Here is an 18,728-nt window from a genome sequence, read left to right as displayed (position 1 = left end):
TGAAGCAATGGAGTAGTTATTGTGAATGTAAATTTCTTTGTTACCTGCATTGGTGACGCACTGAAATCACGGATGGCACGAGACTCCGTATTGCTGCTGGAAAAACTGGGTTGTCGCGTGAATTTCCCCGAGAAGCAAGGGTGTTGCGGTCAGCCAGCCATCAACAGCGGTTACATCAAAGAGGCGATCCCTGGGATGAAAAACCTGATCGCCGCGCTGGAAGACAACGACGATCCGATTATCTCCCCTGCGGGCTCCTGCACCTACGCGGTAAAAAGCTACCCGACGTATCTGGCCGATGAACCGGAATGGGCGCTGCGTGCTGAAAAAGTTTCCGCGCGTATGCAGGATCTCACCTCCTTTATCGTCAACAAACTGGGCGTGGTGGACGTTGGTGCCAGCCTGCAGGGTCGCGCTGTGTATCATCCTTCCTGTAGCCTAACCCGCAAACTGGGGGTGAAGGAAGAGCCGCTTACGCTGCTGAAAAACGTGCGCGGACTGGAGCTGTTGACGTTTGCCGATCAGGATACCTGTTGCGGCTTTGGCGGGACGTTCTCGGTCAAGATGGCCGAGATATCCGGTGAGATGGTGAAAGAGAAAGTCTTACATCTGATGGATGCAAAGCCGGAATATTTGATTGGCGCAGACGTTAGCTGCCTGCTGAACATTGGCGGTCGACTGCAACGGGAAGGCCAGCCGGTCAAAGTGATGCATATTGCTGAAGTGCTGATGAGCCGCTGAGGGGAAAGAGATGTCGATAAAAACCAGCGATGTAGAATTTAAACTGCGTATTCGTCAGCAGATAGAAGATCCGATTATGCGCAAAGCCGTGGCTAATGCGCAGGAGCGTATCGGCGCGAATCGGCAAAAAATGGTCGATGAGTTAGGCCACTGGGAAGAATGGCGCGATCGTGCCAGCCAGATCCGCGATCACGTTCTGAGCAACCTCGACGCTTACCTGTACCAACTCTCCGAGAAAGTGACGGAAAACGGCGGACACGTCTATTTCGCCAAAACCAAAGAAGATGCCACTCGCTACATTTTGCAGGTCGCGCAGAGTAAAAATGCGCAGAAGGTGGTGAAGTCCAAGTCGATGGTGACCGAAGAAATCGGCGTCAACCATGTGTTGCAGGATGCCGGAATCCAGGTGATCGAAACCGATCTCGGGGAATATATCCTGCAGTTGGATCAGGATCCGCCTTCGCACGTCGTGGTTCCGGCGATTCATAAAGATCGCTACCAGATCCGCCGCGTGCTGAACGAACGTCTGGGGTATGACGGCCCGGAAACCCCGGAAGCCATGACCTTGTTCATTCGTCAGAAGATCCGCGAGGATTTCCTCAGTGCTGAAATCGGTATTACTGGCTGTAACTTTGCCGTGGCGGAAACCGGCTCGGTGTGTCTGGTGACCAACGAAGGCAACGCGCGCATGTGCACTACGCTACCGAAAACGCACATTGCGGTGATGGGCATGGAGCGTATCGCGCCGACCTTTGCCGAGGTGGATGTGCTGATTACCATGCTGGCGCGCAGCGCCGTGGGCGCACGTCTGACGGGCTACAACACCTGGCTGACCGGCCCGCGTGAGGCGGACAACGTTGACGGACCGGAAGAGTTCCATCTGGTGATTGTCGATAACGGTCGCTCGCAGGTGCTGGGCTCAGAGTTTCGCGATGTGCTGCGCTGCATCCGCTGCGGAGCCTGTATGAACACCTGTCCGGCGTACCGCCACATCGGCGGACACGGCTATGGCTCTATCTATCCTGGACCTATCGGCGCGGTGATTTCTCCGCTGCTCGGTGGCTATAAAGATTTTAAAGACCTGCCGTACGCCTGTTCTTTATGCACGGCCTGTGACAGCGTCTGCCCGGTGCGTATTCCGTTGTCAAAACTGATCCTGCGTCATCGCCGGGTGATGGCCGAGGAGGGCATTACGCCGAAAGCCGAGCGACGGGCGATCAAGATGTTCGCCTATGCCAATAGCCATCCGGGGCTGTGGAAAGTCGGGATGATGGCGGGCGCGCATGCGGCGAGCTGGTTTATCAATGGCGGCAAAACCCCGCTCAAGGTTGGCGCGATTGGTGACTGGATGGAGGCGCGCGATCTGCCTGATGCTGACGGCGAGAGCTTCCGTAGCTGGTTTAAGAAACATCAGGCGCAGGAGAAAAAGAATGGATAACCGTACCGCGTTTTTAAACACCATCGCCCAGGCGCTGGGTCGCCCGCTGCGCTTCGAGCCGCAAGCAGATGCCGCGCCGGTTAACAACTATGCCAACGAGCGCCTGACCGAGCTTAGCCCCGAGCAGCGCTGCTCTGCGTTTATCCAGTTTGCCAGCGAAGTGATGCTGGCCCGCTGCGAACTGACCAGCGAGGACCAGGCCGCAGACGCGGCACTGCGCCTGTGCGAAGAATTGGGTCAGCAGCCGGTGGTGCTGAGCGGCGACAGCCGGCTGGTGGAGCTGGGCATCACCGAACGCTTGCAGCAGGAATGCAACGCCGTGGTCTGGGATCCGGCGCGTGGTAGCGAAAATATTACCCAGGCCGAGCAGGCGAAAGTCGGCGTAGTGTATGCCGAATATGGCCTGACCGAGTCCGGCGGCGTGGTGCTGTTTTCCGCACCGGAGCGCGGGCGCTCCCTGAGCCTGTTGCCGGAGTCCTCGATTTTCGTGCTGCGTAAAAGCACCATCCTGCCGCGCGTGGCGCAGCTGGCAGAAAAACTGCATCAGAAAGCACAGGCCGGTGAGCGTATGCCATCGTGCATTAATATCATCAGTGGACCCAGCTCGACGGCGGATATTGAGCTTATCAAGGTGGTTGGGGTGCATGGTCCGGTGAAGGCGGTATATCTGATTATTGAGGATTGTTGAGGCAGGATGGAAAACCGCTCTGGCGCTGTGGGCCAGAGCGGTATCGACGTTATGCAATCATGCTGATGATCAACACGATTATCAGGCCAACCACGGAGTTTACCAGCTCCAGCAGACCCCAGGTTTTCAGCGTATCCTTCACCGACAGGTCAAAGTAGCCTTTGAACAGCCAGAACGAAGCATCGTTGATATGGGTCAGGGTGTTGGAACCCGCCGCTGTTGCCAGCACCAGCAACGCCGGGTCTACGCCCACCAGTTGACCGGTTGCCGGGTCGAGGATTGCTGCGCTAATAATCCCCGCCGCCGTCATGGCTGAGACCACGCCCTGACCCGTTGCCAGACGAATCAGCACGGTTATCAACCACGCCATGATGTACGGAGAAATATTGCCGTGTGACATCAGCATGCCGATGGTATCGCCGATGCCGGTATCGATAATGGTTTGCTTCAGTACGCCGCCCGCGCCGATGATCAGGATCACCATGGCGATGCTTTTCACCGCGTTTTCAAAGGCGTTCATTACCCACTGCATGTCATGACCGCGCGCGGTACCAAACAGCACGAAGGCGACAACCATGGCGATAAACATCGCAATCGGCGAGGAGCCTAAGAAGTTGACCACTTCCCACGCCTGCGTCCCTTTCACCAGCCAGATGTTGGCGATGGTGGTGGAGATCATGATGATCGCCGGGATCAGCGGCACCAGAATAGACACGCCGAAGGACGGCAGGTTGTTCTGGTCAACCGGTACGTCGGCCTTCATGAATGACGGCGTTGGACGATCGAGGTTGCCGAGGAATTTCGGCAGGATAAGTCCGGCGCAGATCACGCTCGGAATGGTCACCAGGATACCGTAGATGTAAACCATGCCCATGTCAGCGCCGTAGGCGTTAACCAGCGCGACCGGACCCGGCTGCGGTGGGAACAGTGAGTGAGCGGTGGTGGCGGCGGCAACCGCAGGAATCGCCAGCTTGAGGAACGGGATCTTCGCTTCCGCGGCAATGACGATCACCAGCGGTGCCAGCATAATAAACGCCACTTCATAGAACATCGCCAGGCCGAAGATCAGACCAATAATGATCACCGACAGCTGCACGTAACGTAGACCGAGTCGCGCCAGCAGCGTATGGGCAATCTGATGCGCTGCCCCGGAATCAACCATCAGCTTACCGATGACGGCCCCGAATACCACGATAATCGCCAGCTCACCCAGCGTGCTGCCAAAACCGGATTTCATGGTATGCAGCAGTTCCATTAAATCCATTCCCGCCAGCATACCGACCGAGAGTGCCGCCAACAGCAGAGCGACCATCGAGTTTATCTTGAATCTTAAATTGAGCACCAGCATCAGGCCGATGCCGAATACAACCCACAGAATATTGAGAACGTGCATATAACGTCTACCTTACTTTGGTTGAACTATTATGATTTTGGTTGAGATGTTACATATATTGGTCAACCTATGATGCGATGGATGTCACATTGCGTTACATGTTTACATTAATACTGGGTTGTATGGCCGTTAATTAGCGGTATGGTCAGCAGATATCGTGATTTGGTTAACCAATTTATCGCTTCAGGTTGACATGTAATACCAAAAGGAGGAATTTATGTGCCATATCGTCGAGTCCATAACGTAAACGAGGAATAAAACATGGAACAGACATGGCGCTGGTATGGTCCTAACGATCCGGTCACCTTAGCGGATGTGCGTCAGGCGGGTGCAACGGGCGTTGTCACTGCCTTGCACCATATCCCGAACGGGGAAGTGTGGACGGTTGATGAGATCCTGAAACGCAAAGCCATTATTGAGCAGGCGGGCCTGGTATGGTCGGTCGTCGAAAGCGTACCGATCCACGAAGACATTAAAACCCGTTCCGGCAACTATCAGCAGTGGATTGCCAACTACCAGCAAAGCCTGCGTAACCTGGCCGAGTGCGGCATTCGTACCGTGTGCTACAACTTTATGCCGGTTCTCGACTGGACCCGTACCGACCTGGAATACGTCCTGCCGGACGGCTCCAAAGCGCTGCGTTTCGATCAAATTGAATTTGCCGCCTTTGAGCTGCATATCCTCAAACGACCGGGCGCGGAAGCGGACTACACCGCCGAAGAGATTGCGCAGGCGAATGAACGCTTTACCACCATGAGCGAAGAAGACAAAGCACGTCTGACCCGCAATATCATCGCCGGTTTGCCGGGCGCGGAAGAGGGCTACACGCTCGACCAGTTCCGCCAGCATCTTGAACGCTATAAGGATATCGATAAAGCTGCGCTGCGTGAGAATTTTGCCGTCTTCCTGAAGGCGATTATTCCTGTAGCAGAAGAGGTCGGTGTGCGCATGGCGGTACACCCGGACGATCCGCCGCGCCCAATCCTTGGCCTGCCACGCATTGTTTCCACCGTGGAAGATATGCAGTGGATGGTCGATACGGTCAACAGCATGGCGAACGGTTTCACCATGTGTACCGGCTCCTACGGCGTTCGTGCGGATAACGACCTGGTCGACATGATCAAACAGTTTGGCCCGCGCATTTACTTCACCCATTTGCGCTCCACGCTGCGTGAAGATAACCCGAAAACCTTCCATGAAGCGGCGCATCTAAATGGCGACGTTGACATGTACGAAGTGGTGAAAGCGATCGTTGAGGAAGAACAGCGCCGTAAAGCCGAGGGCAAAGAGGATCTGATCCCTATGCGCCCGGACCACGGTCACCAGATGCTTGACGACCTGAAAAAGAAAACCAACCCAGGTTACTCCGCGATTGGTCGCCTGAAAGGCCTGGCGGAAGTGCGTGGCGTTGAGATGGCTATCCAGCGCGCATTCTTTAGCCGCTAAAGCAGTGTTGCCGGTCGCCTGTCTGGCCGGCTTTTTTCTTTTCTCACCGTTGGTCTTTCCGACGGGATCTGGAGTTCACGATGACAACGACAATTGCCAATAGCAACCTGCCGGTTGCGCGCCCCGCATGGGACAGCTCTCGTCTGCAATCCCGCATTGTTCACCTGGGATGCGGCGCTTTTCACCGCGCGCATCAGGCGCTGTACACCCACCATCTGCTGGAAACCACCGACAGCGACTGGGGTATCTGTGAAGTTAACCTGATGCCGGGTAATGACTGCATACTGATTGAAAACCTGCGCAAGCAACAATTGCTGTATACCGTGGCGGAAAAAGGCGCGGACAACACCGTGCTGAAAGTGATCGGCTCAATGAAAGAAGCCCTGCACCCGGAGCTTGACGGCTGTGATGGTATTTTACAGGCCATGGCACGCCCGCAGACGGCAATTGTCTCGCTGACGGTCACGGAAAAAGGCTACTGCACCGATGCTGCCAGCGGCCAGTTAGATCTCAATAACCCACTGATTAAACACGATCTGGCAAATCCGGCCGCGCCGAAATCGGCGATTGGTTACATTGTACAGGCGCTGCATCTGCGTCGTGAGCAGGGGCTGGCGGCCTTTACCGTGATGTCCTGCGATAACGTGCGTGAAAATGGGCATGTGGCGAAAGTCGCGGTGCTGGGCCTGGCGCAGGCGCGTGACCCGCAGCTGGCGCAGTGGATTGAAGCGAACGCCACTTTCCCGTGTACCATGGTAGACCGCATTGTTCCGGCGGCAACGCCGGAAACGTTGCAGGAGATTGCCGACCAGTTGGGCGTTTACGATCCGTGCGCTATCGCCTGCGAACCGTTCCGCCAGTGGGTGATTGAAGACAACTTTGTTAACGGTCGCCCTGACTGGGACAAAGTCGGCGCACAGTTTGTTGCCGACGTAGTACCGTTTGAAATGATGAAACTGCGCATGCTCAACGGCAGCCACTCTTTCCTCGCTTATCTGGGCTATCTCGGCGGTTATGAAACCATCGCTGACACTATGACCAATCCAGCATACCGCAAAGCGGCGTTTGCGCTGATGATGCAGGAGCAAGCGCCAACGCTGTCGATGCCGGAAGGTACCGATCTCAACGCCTACGCGACGCTGCTGATCGAGCGTTTCAGCAACCCGTCTCTGCGCCACCGTACTTGGCAGATTGCGATGGACGGCAGCCAGAAACTGCCACAGCGCCTGCTGGATCCGGTGCGTCTGCATCTGCAAAACGGCAGCGGCTGGCGTCATCTGGCACTGGGCATCGCGGGCTGGATGCGCTACACCCACGGTGTGGATGAACAGGGGCAGGTCATTGATGTTGTCGACCCAATGCAGGCCGAATTCCAGCGCATTAACCAACAGTTCCAGGGAGCCGAACGCGTGACGGCGCTGCTGGGGTTGAGCGGCATTTTTGGTCATGATCTGGCGGAAAACACCGACTTTGTTGCGACGGTTACCGCGGCGTATCAACAGTTGTGTGAACACGGCGCACGCGAGTGCGTTGCAGCGTTAAGCGCTGACGCATAACCACCCAGGTATGACGGGTCAATCAAAATACTAATTTGGTTGACCCGTTTTCTGTTTTTGGCTTCCCGCAAATGCTATAGTTCAGGCGAAAAAACGTTATTGGTAGGCCGGATAAGGTGTGCGCAGTCATCCAGCCTCCGGATTCTGAATTGACGCATCTGACGGACATAACACGATGAAATCGAACACTTCTCAGCAAAGACCCTACCAGGAAGTGGGTGCAATGATCCGCGATCTGATTGTCCAGACGCCGTACCAGCCTGGTGAGCGCTTGCCGCCGGAGCGTGAAATCGCCGAGAGACTCAATGTCACTCGCACGGTGGTGCGCGAAGCGTTAATCATGCTGGAAATTAAAGGTCTGGTGGACGTGCGTCGTGGCGCCGGGATCTACGTGCTCGACAATGCAGAAGCGCAGACCATCGACAGTTCGGATGTGAATCATTGCAATGATGCAGGCCCGTTTGAGCTGCTCCAGGCGCGACAGCTGCTGGAAAGCAACATCGCCGAATTTGCCGCGCTGCAGGCCACCCGCGAAGATATCGTCAAAATGCGCCAGGCGTTGCAACTGGAAGAGCGGGAGCTGGCCTCCAGCGAACCGAACGGTTCTGAAAGCGGTGATATGCAGTTCCATCTCGCTATCGCCGAGGCCACGCATAACAGCATGCTGGTGGAGCTGTTCCGCCAGTCATGGCAGTGGCGCGAGAACAACCCTATGTGGATCCAGCTTCATAGCCATCTCGATGATACCCACTATCGTAAAGAGTGGATGGGTGACCACAAACAGATCCTGGCGGCGTTAATCAAAAAGGATGCCCGCGCGGCCAAGCTGGCGATGTGGCAGCATCTGGAAAACGTCAAACAGCGCCTGCTGGAGTTTTCAAATGTTGATGACATCGACTTCGATGGCTATCTGTTTGACTCCTGGCCGCTCGATAAAGTTAACGCCTGATTTTACCACCTCTCCCAGGCGGGCTGTTCCGGCCCGCTCGGCATTGCATAGCAACCTTTCTTTTCACGTCTTAAACCTCATGTAAAAAATGGTTTCCATAGTCTTCAATGATCATTTTTTTCGCTGCTCCTGTGTGATGTAAATTGATTTTCATCAATTAAAAACAACTTATTTTTGCTTGCGAAAAAATGCGCTATTTACCTTATTTTTACCTTTTCGTGCGTATTTTTAGACAAAACTGGTCTGTATTAAGTGAGAATCAAAGTAATTTCCGCTGTGGTTAGGGCAGGGCCGCCTGGCATAACAGCGCATAAAAACACGTGGTTTGCGTAAAAGTAGACATTAATAACGACATGTAACCTATTGGCTGCAATGATGTTTTGACTGTATATCATTATTCATGTGAATGATTCATGCTTTTTTAATCAAATGAATAAAAACGAATGTATGTAAAGTTAAAATTACACATTATTCTATAAACAAGTTATCTTTCACTTGAAATATCGTTCCATTTTTCTGCTGTTTATTAACAGTTTTATTACGATTGTGAATGTTTTTTACCGTTGACATGTTTTTACACTGACTGCATATTTCATCGCCATAAGCGTCTTATTGCGTTCAGGAGATGATGACGATGCCCTCTCGAGATTACCCTGATATCCGAAAAGCCAGGGGAACCCGATCAAAAGATATGGTTCTATTAAGTGCCCGTGTCGATACTTCTCTATGGGAATATGTTCGGACGCTGGCATTTGAAACCCGTAAAAGTAAACAAGACATTATTGCCGAGGCATTAATGTTGCATCGCTCTATTAATGAGAGCACAAGCGAAGAATCTAAGTAATTACTCTCTGTTCGGGTTTTCTTTAAAACCCAAAATTGAAATAGGTCTTGCCACTTCATTATTGCCTTTATTGGTATATTTTTTCGGTGTGTTATTGGTGTTTCCCCTTATCTGGAGGGGACTTTTTTATGTGGGCATTCCGCCTTCATAACAAAGTTGATAGCAAAATTCACAATTAAAAGTGAGTAATAACATGAAAAAGTCAGTAGTGGCATTAGCTGTAATGGCATTAGGGGTAACCTCCGTTCATGCAGCGGAAATTTATAATAAAGATGGCAACAAACTGGATCTGTACGGCAAAGTCAAAGCGGTCCACTCCTGGACTGACGGCACCGATGCTGACGGCACCTACGCACGTCTGGGTTTTCGCGGTGAGACTCAAATCAACGATCAACTGACTGGCTATGGTCAGTTTGAAAGTCAGTTTGATGCCGCTAAAGCAGAAGGTTCTCAGAATGGTGTTAATACACGTCTGGCGTTTGCTGGTCTGGATTATGGCCATGACGTTAGCTTTGACTACGGTCGTAACTACGGTATCGCTTACGACGTGGGAGCTTACACTGACACTCTTTCAGAGTTCGGCGGTGACTCCTATGAAAATACTGACCGCTTCCTTACTACACGCACTTCTGGCGTTGCAACACTCCGCACCAAAAATCTGTTTGGTGCCGTTGATGGCTTGAGCCTGGGCGCGCAATATCAGGGTCAGGATGATTCCGATAAGGATCCTACGAAACAGCACGGCAATGGCTACGGCTTCTCCCTGGGCTACGACAATATCGCGGATTCCGGTGTATCTGCCATTGCAGCCTACACCAACAGTTCTGTGACTGCTCAGCAGAAACAAAATGGTTGGGATGGCGAAAACGCAGAATTCTGGGGTGCTGGCCTGAAATATGATGCAAACGCTATCTACATTGCGACCATGTACGGTGAGTCTCACAACCTGCTCCTGAATACGCACGAAAAAAATTCTCAGGGTGTCCCTCAGGATGCGGACAAAGCGCAACACTTTGAAGCGATGGCGGCCTATGTGTTTGATTTTGGTCTGCGTCCGAACGTGGGCTACGTCCATACGCGTGACAACAACAATAATGATCTGACCGAATACGTTGCGCTGGGCACAGACTACTACTTCAACAAAAACATGGTTGCTGATGTGGGTTACAAAATTAACCTGCTCGATGGCAAAGACGGCGACAATCAGGTTGTTGCGGGTCTGACCTATCAGTTCTAAGTAGTTATACTAGTACGAAAAAGGCGTCTTGGTTAAGACGCCTTTTTTACATCTGTTGGAGTTTAAACCGGCTGGCTTTCTTTCATCTGTACACCGCTAAACAGCCATTGCCAGATGCCCACTTTTACCCATGCGACCACGCAGAGGATCAGATAAAAAAGCGGATTATGGGTAATGGTAACGCGCATGACTTCCATTAAATCCACACGCAAATTTCCGGCAATTGCCATATTGATAACAAAAATAGAGGCTACCGCGCTGGCCAGTAAAATAAGTATGGCATGTAACTTTGTTATCTCCGGTAACTTGCCAGAGGCCCATTGCCATAAGAATGTTGTTGATAACAGGAAGATAATAAACAATCCCAGTGCGCCAAACAGGCCAAAGTCTTTATAATCCTTTAGCGTACCAATTAAACCTGCCAAAATAATTAACCCCAGTAGTATTTTTTTAAACCACGACATGTGCCTTTCCCGAAGATGGTGTTGATGTTGAATTAATATGTCCATTTTTACGCATTTTAAATTGAGTATATAAATGAACAGCCGGGAATTATAAATTGTCTGACGGGTAATTGCCGATTATTTGCGGTTTATTAAATGCTGACATTTAATTGCGGACTAATCCGAATATAACTTCTTTAGATGTTTGCCGTTTATACTCTTTTGGGCGAGGCGAAACGCTGTTTGTATAATTGCGTGAGGCTGATAAGCGCCGCAATAAACAACGCGACCGCGCCGCACACCGTGGCGTTAACGATCGCCTGTGCGCCGCTTCCCAGCAGGCTGGTTAATAGCGGACCAAGTATTTGTCCAATGCCGTAAGTTAGAGTGACCAGGCCCAGCAGATTAATATTGCGCGGCACGCTTAGTTGACGGGCAAGCGGCATCACCAGTGAAGTAGTTCCCATAAACGTTGCGCCAAACCCCATGCTGCTTATCACCAGCAGCGGCAAGGAGCCGCTGGCGAGCGTCATGACCACGCAGGCGCTTTGAATCAGCAAATTCGCCGTCAGGCATTGCAATACTCCCCAGCGTCGGGCGGCCCACAGCCAGGCGAAACACCCCGGAATTATCGATATGCCGACCAGCGACCAGAGATGGGCAGTCAACAGCGGCGAACCGGCACTTTTCGCCATCAGCGGCAGGTAGGTGGCGACAATGATGTAGCCAAATCCGGCCAGCCCGTACAGTAGAGCCAGCAGCCACCAGGACATAGGCTGATGCTCTGTTTTTACCGGGGCCGCAGCGGGGAGCACGTGGTTGCGAGATGGCAGGAGTATAACCAGTAGCACAAAGAACAGAGCCGAGGCTGCCGCTGCGCCCAGCCAGAGCGTGTGCGATGAAAGCGCAAAATGCAGACCGCTAATAACATATTCATTGCCCAGCAAAATGCCTGCGCCAACGCCGGAGAACAATGCCGCGATCACGAAGGGATGCCGGGTATGATGCAGAACGATCATTGAGCCAAAGATCATCATACCTGCACTGGCGACGCCCGCCAGAAAGCGGATCAGCATCACCAGCGCGGGCTGCGTTAAGCTTGCCATCGCCAGAATCAGCCCTGCGGTAGCGAGCGCGGACGTTAGCAGCATCGGGCGTAAGCGTGAGGGAAGATGGAAGAGCCCGAAGGAGAAGAGCAGGCTTCCCGCCAGATACCCGGCGTAGTTGGCGCTGGCAATCCAGGAGAGTTGGTCAAATGTAAATTGACCTTCCGACAGCAGTACCGGCAGCATTGGTGTATACAGAAAGCGCCCAATTCCCATACCCAGTGTTAAGACCAGCATGCCAAAAAGCGCGACGCTGATGGCATGACGATTTGAATCTGGGCTTCCCTGGGACATACGGACTCTCATTTCGCGCTGTTAGCTGATAATTGTTATATTACATGTGTAAATGATAATGAAAAGTAAAATAAAAATAAGTCCCCTGGCACGTTCAGGAAGGAGGAAAAGTGGCAAGGCAGCGCCAGTCTCCGTTTTCAAGATGGTAGATAGATTTGGTATGACCCGGAATTATCCACTCATCCTCCTTGCCAGCAACACAGTCGATGTAAATGCACAGCCCGCAGCCACCGCGTAGCTCGCGGGGAATATCTGCCACCCGAAAGCACATACCCGCAGCCTGTAGCGCTTTACGCGTTTTGATGACGCCGAGGGTAGTATGAAACAAGAACAGTGTTTCCTTCACTCACGTTTCCCCTGACGCTGACCAATTAACGCGGCCCCAATCGCCCCAGCAAACTGCGCGTCGGGATGCGTGTGTACGGGAATGCCAATGTGGCCTTCAAGCATACGAGCAAAGGCGTGACAGTGGCTTACTCCCCCGGTAAATAACAGTGGAGCCTGCCCTGAAAGCCGTCCGATGAAATTCGCGCTGCGTCGGGCCATCGCGTTGATCACACCCGCTAAAATGGTCTCCGGCGCGACACCCGCAGAGCGCAGGCTGATAACCTCTGACTCGGCAAAAACCGTGCACATGCTGGTGATGGCATGTGGTTCGACGCCAGCGGTAATCGCATCTAACTGCTCTACGCTGGCGCCGAGCGTGCGTGAGATGACTTCCAGAAATCGTCCGGTCCCAGCCGCACATTTGTCGTTCATCAAGAAATCGCTGAGGTTACCATCATCATCTAGCTGGATGACTTTACTGTCCTGACCGCCGATATCAATCACTGTGCGGGTACCGGGAGCCAGCAAGCGTGCCCCCAGTCCGTGGCAGGAAATTTCAGTGACCTGTTTGTCAGCATAATCCACGAGCTGCCGTCCGTAGCCAGTGAGGGTTAAAAATGGTCTAACGTCCAGCCCCGCCTGCAGTGTTTCCCATGCCTGCGCGATTGCTTCGGCAGGGCGAAAAGGTGTTGGGCAGAGAAAGCGACGTCTGATGACGTTACTTTCCAGCAAAATACCTTTAGTCGCTGTGGAGCCGGAATCTATCCCTATTGAGTATGTCATCCCTGTTCCTCACAACATTTCAATGAACGCGGCGACACGAGTGCTAAGCTGGCCGATATCCGCGCTGGAGTAGTCAGTTTCAATGGCGATGTAGGGAATGTTGTGCTGTTGGCGGACGTGGCGTTTGATGGCGAGTGATTCAACGGCGTAAGTGTGGCAAGCCTGTAAAATGACATCGACGACGCCGTCAGCCTGGTACTCTTCAACCATTTGGCTGAGCATTTTCAGACGTTGATCGTTAGGGGAAATACATGAGCAGCCGATGGCGAGGTATTTATCGGTCAGCGCGTCGTAGACGTCGCCAGTTTCCTCCACGCACTGTTCAGTGGCTTTCGCCCCGGTGCAGTTTTCATAGCCCACCACCCAACCGCCGTTTTCTTCAATGGCACGAACCACTTTTTCTGCCGCGCCGCCGATGGGGCAGCCGGTTATCAGTATGCGTGGACGCGACGCCAGACGTTTCCCGGCCTGCCATTCCTGATGTACCCGCTCGGCCATGCTATTAAGCTCGTCGATCAGTGCTGCTTTATCAAAGCGGAAGGTTGCACCGTAGACGACTTTCAGAATGTCACTGCCGCTGAGTGCGGGTGGGTTGAGCTGACCAACGCGGTAGAAGTTTGCCAGTGCACGACGTTCCTGGTTTTTTAGAATAACAGCTTCACGTAGCGCAGTTTCGGTAATCGGGGTGCCAAAACGGGCTTCGATAACCTGCTGCAAACGCAGGATCTCGGCTTTCCACAGCGCCCGTGAAGCCGCATCACTGGTGCTGTTGGGCAGTTGCATCACATGTACCGCTTTAAATTCAGCCATGTACTCGTACATCTTCTTTTTACCATCGCAGGTCGTTTCGCCCACCACCAGGTCAGAGAAGTAGAAGTACGGACATTTATCCGTTTTACCAAACCCGTAGCTGCTTTTGATCAGCGGACACAGGTTACGTGGCAGATCTTTTTCGGCCTCTTCAATGGTTTCATCAGAGGTTGAGCATAGCGAAACGACGACCGCACCTGCCGCCATCGCTATCTCCTGTGGCATAAAGGTGCAATAGGTTCCAACGAGCGGGATACCCTGCTCTTTAAGATCCATTACGGTGAGAAAACCTTTCTGACGGGCGTCGGAGAATTGATTAAAAATGGCGGGTAAATCGGTGATTAGCGACATGATTTTCCTTCCCCGTAACACGGGAGACAGTAAAAAGACGTCGCATTATAACCCTGCAATTTATCTGGCTTTATTGATGTACAACAATTGCGCGCTTACAGATTACGACTGTAGACCCGTGAGACTTCCCCCCACGGATGATAGCCCGCCCCGTCAAAGTAAAATCCCGCTTTCTCGTATAAGCCTTCCAGGTCAGTACACAAATGAAGCCGCATAAAGCCTAACTGTCTGGCCTGCTGCGCAATATGTTCAATCAGGCGAAACGCCAGACCGTGACCACGATAGCGAGGATCGATATAGAGTGCGCATAGCCACGGCCACAGTTCGCCGCGACTGATAAAATCATTGGTGATCAATCCGGCGCAGCCAACAATGCTGTCGCCGTCCTGCAGCCAGTACCACTGCGGTAGCGGGTTCTTTGCGCCAATACAACGATGCAGTGCATCCTCGTAAACTCTCATGGAATCTTCTGAGGCCCATTGTTGCTGAAAGTAAGCGGTGACCTCGTGCAGTTTTTCCGGTGTTTCGCGCAGGGAAAAAATGCGGATGTTCATCGTCATTGAATTTTTCTCCTTAAAAATTCGCCAGCGTCAGCAGGGAAGGAATTTGCGACAACAGATATAACACCAGCCCAATAGAACCGCCAACCAGCGTGCCGTTGACGCGGATAAACTGCAAATCTTTACCGATGTTCAGCTCGATTTGCTGCGACATATCGCGTGCATCCCAGCTTTTCACCGTGTCGCTAATGTGGCGCGTCAGGAAGGTGGCGAACTCTGGCGCTACTTTATGTGCGGCCTGCTCCAGATGCCCATTCAGTGAGGCGCGCAGGGCGCTGTCGGCTACCAGCGTTTCGCCGAACCACTGCCCGGCGCTGGCGATGCGCTGCTTCACGCGGGAATCATCGGCGTTAATGTCGGTTTTCACCCACTGACGCAGGTCTGCCCACAGCTCGCCAAGATAACGGTTGAAGGCTTCATCTTCCTTCAGATAGCTTTTCAGGCTTTCGGCCCGCACGGCCATCTCCGGATCGTGTTTGAGCTTATCGATGAGCTTAAACGTGGCGCGATCGAAGGCATGGCGGATCTGATGTGCGCGATCGTGGCTGATGTCATCCAGCAAGGAGTTAACGGCATCAGACACCAGCTCGGCGCTGTGCTCGCCCAGCCATTCGGTTGGCAGGATCTTCGCTTTCAGCGGATGTTCGGTTTCCAGCCAGTGCACGACCTGTCTGGCGATAAACGCTCGCGAGCTGTCGCGCTGGAGCAGGGCGATCAGTTGGGCGATCAGCGTGTCGAGCAGCACCTGATGGCGATTGTTTTTGGTCATGCTTTCCAGCATTAGCGCGCTGGTACCGGAGAGATCGACCTTGTCGATGGCCTTGTGCACCGCCCGCTTGATCAGCCGTTGAATGCGCGAGTCGTCGGTCAGTTCGAGAAAACCGCTCATAATTTGCAGCAGATGCTGGCCGATGCGCTGGGCGTTTTCCGGCTGGCTGAACCAGTTGCCGATCAACAGCGCCGGTTCATGGCGGCGGATCAGCGCGACCAGCGACTGGGTATCGAGAAATTTTTCCTGCACAAATTGCCCGAGATTTTCGCCGATCCGATCCTTATTGCGCGGGATAATCGCCGTGTGCTGCGAGATAAACGGGATCGGCACCCGGCGAAAAAGCGCCACCACGGCAAACCAGTCCGCCAGCGCGCCCACCATCGCCGCTTCGGCGATCGCTTTGATCCCCAGTACCCAGAAATTAGGCGGCAGAAAAAGCGTGATGACGAAGGTGGCAGCGGCAATCAGCAGCAATGAGAGCGCCAGTCGCTTGGCGCGTTTGAGTTCAGCAATTTTATTCATAGGCTTAAGGATAGAGCCAGACGGGGGGATCGTGCAAAAAATGTGGAGCGCCTCCCATTTTCAGGTGGGCTGGGCTTACTCCGGGATCCAGTTGTCCCAGGCGGGCAAGGGGCCGAGTTCCGCCACCAGAAAATCGATAAACGATCGCACCTTCGGATTGCTGTACTTGCTGGGAAAGTACAGCGCATACAGGGCGTGAGTTTCACAGGTGATAGTGCCGTCGAGCATCAGCGGCGTTATCTCTTCTTTTTGAATATGATCGCCAATCAGATAGGTGGGCAAATACGCCACTCCCTGATCTTCTAACACTGACTTCAGCAATACCAGACTGCTGTTGGCCTGGATCGGCATATGCAGTTTCAACTGATGCAGACGATCCTGTTCATCCGCCACCTTGAGCACCGGTGTGAGGCCGGGATAAACCAGACAATCATGATCCACCAGATCGCTTCGACGCTGGGGCATGCCTTTTTTGGCGAGGTAGCCGGGTGAGGCACAGTACGCCCAGCGAACAGGCACCAGCTTGCGCATCGCATAGTTTTGCGGCGGTGCGGTGGAGATGCGCAGGGCGATGTCGAAATCTGTTTCGTTCAGATTCACAAAGTTATCGTTGAGATCGATATACAGATTCACATCCGGGAACTGGGAGCGATATTTATCCACCAGGTTCACCAGCCGGGAATAACCAAACGCAATTGAGCAGGTTATGCGTAATTCACCCTGCGGGCTGTGGTAATAACCGGAAGTGGTATTCAGCGTTTCATCGAATTCTTTCAAAAGCTTATTAGCGCGGTTGAAGAGATATTGCCCGGCGTCGGTCAGGGTAATACTGCGTGTGGTGCGTTTAATTAATGTCGTGCCCAGCGTGTCTTCCATCGCAGCCAGACTTTTGCTGACCGCAGACGGCGATACGTTGAGCTGCGCCGCGGCTTCTGACAATCCTCCGCAGTCGACGATTTTAGTAAAAAACTCCAGATGCTTGAGTGAAATCGGCGTACTCATAGTTTCCTTTAATTCACAAGTGATTTGCAAAAACGGTACGAATAGGCCGTTACATTCGCGTTTTAAACATGCAACTATTGAATCACAGGAAACAACTTGCTGGCAAAATGAAAAAATAACAACTTAGGTGAGTTACGTCACAAAATAAAAGGAGGCGAAACGGAAACTCATCACATTGTGAATTTAATCTCATTAATTATTATTCTAAAGGTACCGATTATGTGGTCACGACTCGAACCCTACAAATCGTCGATTATTTTATTAGTTGCTCTGGTGATTGGCGGCTTATTAGGTATTTATGCCCCATCGTTTGCAAGTAAACTCCAGCCAATAGGCCAGATATTCTTAAACCTGTTATTTATGATTATTGTGCCGCTGGTGGGTATCAGCGTTATGTCTTCGATCGCCAGTATGACCGACCTAAAAAGGCTGGGGCGCATTATGGCGATTATCTTTATTGTTTCGATCGCCATGGCCTTTATTCCAGCCGCCGGGATCGTCGCGCTGGCGCTCTGGTATAACCCGGCGCAGGGCGTCACTATCGATCTCTCGCAGTCGGTTCAGGCGGGCAGCGGTAAGATGGATTTTGTCAGTATGATCACCACCAGCGACTTTATCGGACTGTTTTCTAAGTCCAATATTCTGGCGCTGATCGTAATGGCAATCATCGCCGGTGTCGCAATTGGCCAGTCGGATCAGGCCGGTAAACGTATTGCGTCGCTGCTGGAAGACGCCAATACCGTGATCATGAAGATCGTCTCGATCATTATGAAGGTCGCGCCGATTGGTCTGGGCTGCTACTTCGCCGCCACCATGGCCAGTCAGGACTCTGCACTACTGTTAACCTTTGCCCGCGCCATCGGCCTGTTTATGGTTGCCACGCTGGTCTACTTTGTCTTTGGCTCGATTCTCTATTCGTATATTGGCGGCGGTATTCCGGCGGTCAAAGCCTTCTGGCGTAACGCGATTGAACCGTCTGCGACCGCGCTGGGTACCTGCTCTTCACTGGGGACGCTCCCGGTGACGCTGCGTGCCGGTAAGGCGATGGGGATTAACCCGGAAATCGTTGATGTCTCCATTCCGCTGCTGGTTAACCTCAACAAGGGCGGCGTGGCGATGATTGCCGCGCTAAAAATTGTCTTTATCTATTCCGTGCTGGGCATGGAATTCACCACCGAAACCTTCTTCCTGACGATGCTGATTGCGGTGCTCTCCGCCATTATCGTTGGTGGCGTGCCGGGCGGGGCGTTCCTCGGTGAAATCTTTATCGTCACCACGCTGGGCCTGCCGATGGAAGCAATCCCGATGCTGGTGGTGCTGGGCACCATTACCGATGCGCCGGCCACACTGATTAACGTTATCCATGATTTGAATGCGGCGCAGATTGTTGAACGGTTCGCTGGAAAAAAGCAGACCAACGCTGAAATAAACTCTACTGCTGCGGTGGTATAGGTTTCACACGGATT

Annotated in this window: 18 protein-coding genes; 9 read left to right on the top strand and 9 right to left on the bottom strand. The window is 52.8% G+C overall.

Going from position 1 to position 18,728, the window contains the following annotated elements; translation table 11 throughout:
* Positions 1 to 21: 21 nt before the first annotated feature.
* Genes JQN59_RS20125 through JQN59_RS20115 form a run of 3 tightly spaced genes read left to right on the top strand, consistent with a single transcriptional unit; the run spans position 22 to position 2,867 of the window.
* Positions 22 to 741 (top strand): (Fe-S)-binding protein, encoded by a 720-nt coding sequence (locus tag JQN59_RS20125; RefSeq protein ID WP_001102107.1) that lies wholly within the window; start codon positions 22 to 24, stop codon positions 739 to 741.
* Positions 742 to 751: 10 nt separating this feature from the next.
* The gene (locus JQN59_RS20120) at positions 752 to 2,179 is read left to right on the top strand and encodes a LutB/LldF family L-lactate oxidation iron-sulfur protein (RefSeq protein ID WP_000023896.1); all 1,428 of its coding nucleotides are present in this window, start codon (positions 752 to 754) and stop codon (positions 2,177 to 2,179) included.
* On the top strand, positions 2,172 to 2,867 hold the full coding sequence (locus JQN59_RS20115) for a LutC/YkgG family protein (protein ID WP_000370411.1): 696 nt from the start codon (positions 2,172 to 2,174) through the stop codon (positions 2,865 to 2,867). The genes JQN59_RS20120 and JQN59_RS20115 overlap by 8 nt, the downstream gene beginning before the upstream one ends.
* A gap of 49 nt (positions 2,868 to 2,916) precedes the next feature.
* Here the strand turns inward: JQN59_RS20115 and gntP are convergent, their stop codons facing one another.
* Positions 2,917 to 4,260: a gluconate permease GntP gene (gntP, locus tag JQN59_RS20110; RefSeq protein ID WP_003033260.1), complete on the bottom strand. Its 1,344-nt coding sequence runs from the start codon at positions 4,258 to 4,260 to the stop codon at positions 2,917 to 2,919.
* Positions 4,261 to 4,521: 261 nt separating this feature from the next.
* Here gntP and uxuA point away from each other — a divergent pair, with 261 nt between their 5' ends.
* The 5 genes from uxuA (at position 4,522) to JQN59_RS20085 (ending at position 10,292) form a co-directional block, all read left to right on the top strand.
* Positions 4,522 to 5,706: a mannonate dehydratase gene (gene uxuA / locus JQN59_RS20105; RefSeq protein WP_032942283.1), complete on the top strand. Its 1,185-nt coding sequence runs from the start codon at positions 4,522 to 4,524 to the stop codon at positions 5,704 to 5,706.
* 80 nt (positions 5,707 to 5,786) lie between these two features.
* A complete protein-coding gene (locus JQN59_RS20100; protein WP_149607577.1) occupies positions 5,787 to 7,262 on the top strand; it encodes a fructuronate reductase in 1,476 nt (491 codons plus the stop codon).
* 175 nt (positions 7,263 to 7,437) lie between these two features.
* Complete coding sequence (gene uxuR / locus JQN59_RS20095) at positions 7,438 to 8,211, top strand: Uxu operon transcriptional regulator (RefSeq protein ID WP_008786090.1); 774 nt, start codon at positions 7,438 to 7,440, stop codon at positions 8,209 to 8,211.
* Between the two features lie 625 nt (positions 8,212 to 8,836).
* Positions 8,837 to 9,055, top strand: a complete 219-nt coding sequence (locus tag JQN59_RS20090) for a hypothetical protein (protein ID WP_374759128.1) — start codon at positions 8,837 to 8,839, stop codon at positions 9,053 to 9,055.
* A 193-nt stretch (positions 9,056 to 9,248) separates the two neighbouring features.
* Complete coding sequence (locus tag JQN59_RS20085) at positions 9,249 to 10,292, top strand: porin (RefSeq protein ID WP_149607578.1); 1,044 nt, start codon at positions 9,249 to 9,251, stop codon at positions 10,290 to 10,292.
* Between the two features lie 62 nt (positions 10,293 to 10,354).
* Here the strand turns inward: JQN59_RS20085 and JQN59_RS20080 are convergent, their stop codons facing one another.
* The 8 genes from JQN59_RS20080 to JQN59_RS20045 form a co-directional block, all read right to left on the bottom strand.
* Entirely contained in the window at positions 10,355 to 10,756 is a 402-nt protein-coding gene (locus JQN59_RS20080) for a hypothetical protein (protein ID WP_149607579.1), read from the bottom strand.
* Between the two features lie 191 nt (positions 10,757 to 10,947).
* Complete coding sequence (locus JQN59_RS20075; protein ID WP_048215022.1) at positions 10,948 to 12,135, bottom strand: MFS transporter; 1,188 nt, start codon at positions 12,133 to 12,135, stop codon at positions 10,948 to 10,950.
* A 94-nt stretch (positions 12,136 to 12,229) separates the two neighbouring features.
* The gene (locus tag JQN59_RS20070; RefSeq protein ID WP_048236199.1) at positions 12,230 to 12,481 is read right to left on the bottom strand and encodes a DUF3343 domain-containing protein; all 252 of its coding nucleotides are present in this window, start codon (positions 12,479 to 12,481) and stop codon (positions 12,230 to 12,232) included.
* Entirely contained in the window at positions 12,478 to 13,245 is a 768-nt protein-coding gene (gene yjiL / locus JQN59_RS20065; RefSeq protein ID WP_008786095.1) for a putative 2-hydroxyacyl-CoA dehydratase activator YjiL, read from the bottom strand. The genes JQN59_RS20070 and yjiL overlap by 4 nt, the downstream gene beginning before the upstream one ends.
* A 9-nt stretch (positions 13,246 to 13,254) precedes the next feature.
* Positions 13,255 to 14,406, bottom strand: coding sequence for a double-cubane-cluster-containing anaerobic reductase (locus JQN59_RS20060; protein WP_057067056.1), 1,152 nt, complete (start codon positions 14,404 to 14,406; stop codon positions 13,255 to 13,257).
* A 95-nt stretch (positions 14,407 to 14,501) separates the two neighbouring features.
* Positions 14,502 to 14,966, bottom strand: a complete 465-nt coding sequence (locus JQN59_RS20055; RefSeq protein ID WP_032942291.1) for a GNAT family N-acetyltransferase — start codon at positions 14,964 to 14,966, stop codon at positions 14,502 to 14,504.
* A gap of 13 nt (positions 14,967 to 14,979) precedes the next feature.
* A complete protein-coding gene (locus tag JQN59_RS20050) occupies positions 14,980 to 16,260 on the bottom strand; it encodes a DUF445 domain-containing protein (protein ID WP_003830070.1) in 1,281 nt (426 codons plus the stop codon).
* Positions 16,261 to 16,335: 75 nt separating this feature from the next.
* Positions 16,336 to 17,262 carry a LysR family transcriptional regulator gene (locus JQN59_RS20045; protein ID WP_003845596.1) on the bottom strand — a complete coding sequence of 309 codons (927 nt, stop codon included), beginning with the start codon at positions 17,260 to 17,262 and terminating at the stop codon, positions 16,336 to 16,338.
* A gap of 219 nt (positions 17,263 to 17,481) precedes the next feature.
* Here JQN59_RS20045 and JQN59_RS20040 point away from each other — a divergent pair, with 219 nt between their 5' ends.
* The gene (locus JQN59_RS20040; protein ID WP_048215020.1) at positions 17,482 to 18,714 is read left to right on the top strand and encodes a dicarboxylate/amino acid:cation symporter; all 1,233 of its coding nucleotides are present in this window, start codon (positions 17,482 to 17,484) and stop codon (positions 18,712 to 18,714) included.
* Positions 18,715 to 18,728: the final 14 nt, after the last annotated feature.

Source organism: Citrobacter sp. B72, assembly GCF_016894305.1.
GTDB lineage: Bacteria > Pseudomonadota > Gammaproteobacteria > Enterobacterales > Enterobacteriaceae > Citrobacter > Citrobacter portucalensis.
Note: the sequence above shows the minus strand (reverse complement) of the source record. Positions and strands in the feature narration are given on the sequence as shown.

Excerpts from the sequence above, each read along its gene's own strand:
- uxuR (WP_008786090.1), top strand. The coding sequence starts at position 7,438 with ATGAAATCGAACACTTCTCAGCAAAGACCCTACCAGGAAGTGGGTGCA.
- JQN59_RS20040 (WP_048215020.1), top strand. The coding sequence starts at position 17,482 with ATGTGGTCACGACTCGAACCCTACAAATCGTCGATTATTTTATTAGTT.
- JQN59_RS20090 (WP_374759128.1), top strand. The coding sequence starts at position 8,837 with ATGATGACGATGCCCTCTCGAGATTACCCTGATATCCGAAAAGCCAGG.
- JQN59_RS20115 (WP_000370411.1), top strand. The coding sequence starts at position 2,172 with ATGGATAACCGTACCGCGTTTTTAAACACCATCGCCCAGGCGCTGGGT.
- JQN59_RS20120 (WP_000023896.1), top strand. The coding sequence starts at position 752 with ATGTCGATAAAAACCAGCGATGTAGAATTTAAACTGCGTATTCGTCAG.
- gntP (WP_003033260.1), bottom strand. The coding sequence starts at position 4,260 with ATGCACGTTCTCAATATTCTGTGGGTTGTATTCGGCATCGGCCTGATG.
- JQN59_RS20075 (WP_048215022.1), bottom strand. The coding sequence starts at position 12,135 with ATGTCCCAGGGAAGCCCAGATTCAAATCGTCATGCCATCAGCGTCGCG.
- JQN59_RS20055 (WP_032942291.1), bottom strand. The coding sequence starts at position 14,966 with ATGACGATGAACATCCGCATTTTTTCCCTGCGCGAAACACCGGAAAAA.
- JQN59_RS20100 (WP_149607577.1), top strand. The coding sequence starts at position 5,787 with ATGACAACGACAATTGCCAATAGCAACCTGCCGGTTGCGCGCCCCGCA.
- JQN59_RS20085 (WP_149607578.1), top strand. The coding sequence starts at position 9,249 with ATGAAAAAGTCAGTAGTGGCATTAGCTGTAATGGCATTAGGGGTAACC.
- yjiL (WP_008786095.1), bottom strand. The coding sequence starts at position 13,245 with ATGACATACTCAATAGGGATAGATTCCGGCTCCACAGCGACTAAAGGT.
- JQN59_RS20080 (WP_149607579.1), bottom strand. The coding sequence starts at position 10,756 with ATGTCGTGGTTTAAAAAAATACTACTGGGGTTAATTATTTTGGCAGGT.
- JQN59_RS20045 (WP_003845596.1), bottom strand. The coding sequence starts at position 17,262 with ATGAGTACGCCGATTTCACTCAAGCATCTGGAGTTTTTTACTAAAATC.
- uxuA (WP_032942283.1), top strand. The coding sequence starts at position 4,522 with ATGGAACAGACATGGCGCTGGTATGGTCCTAACGATCCGGTCACCTTA.
- JQN59_RS20050 (WP_003830070.1), bottom strand. The coding sequence starts at position 16,260 with ATGAATAAAATTGCTGAACTCAAACGCGCCAAGCGACTGGCGCTCTCA.
- JQN59_RS20060 (WP_057067056.1), bottom strand. The coding sequence starts at position 14,406 with ATGTCGCTAATCACCGATTTACCCGCCATTTTTAATCAATTCTCCGAC.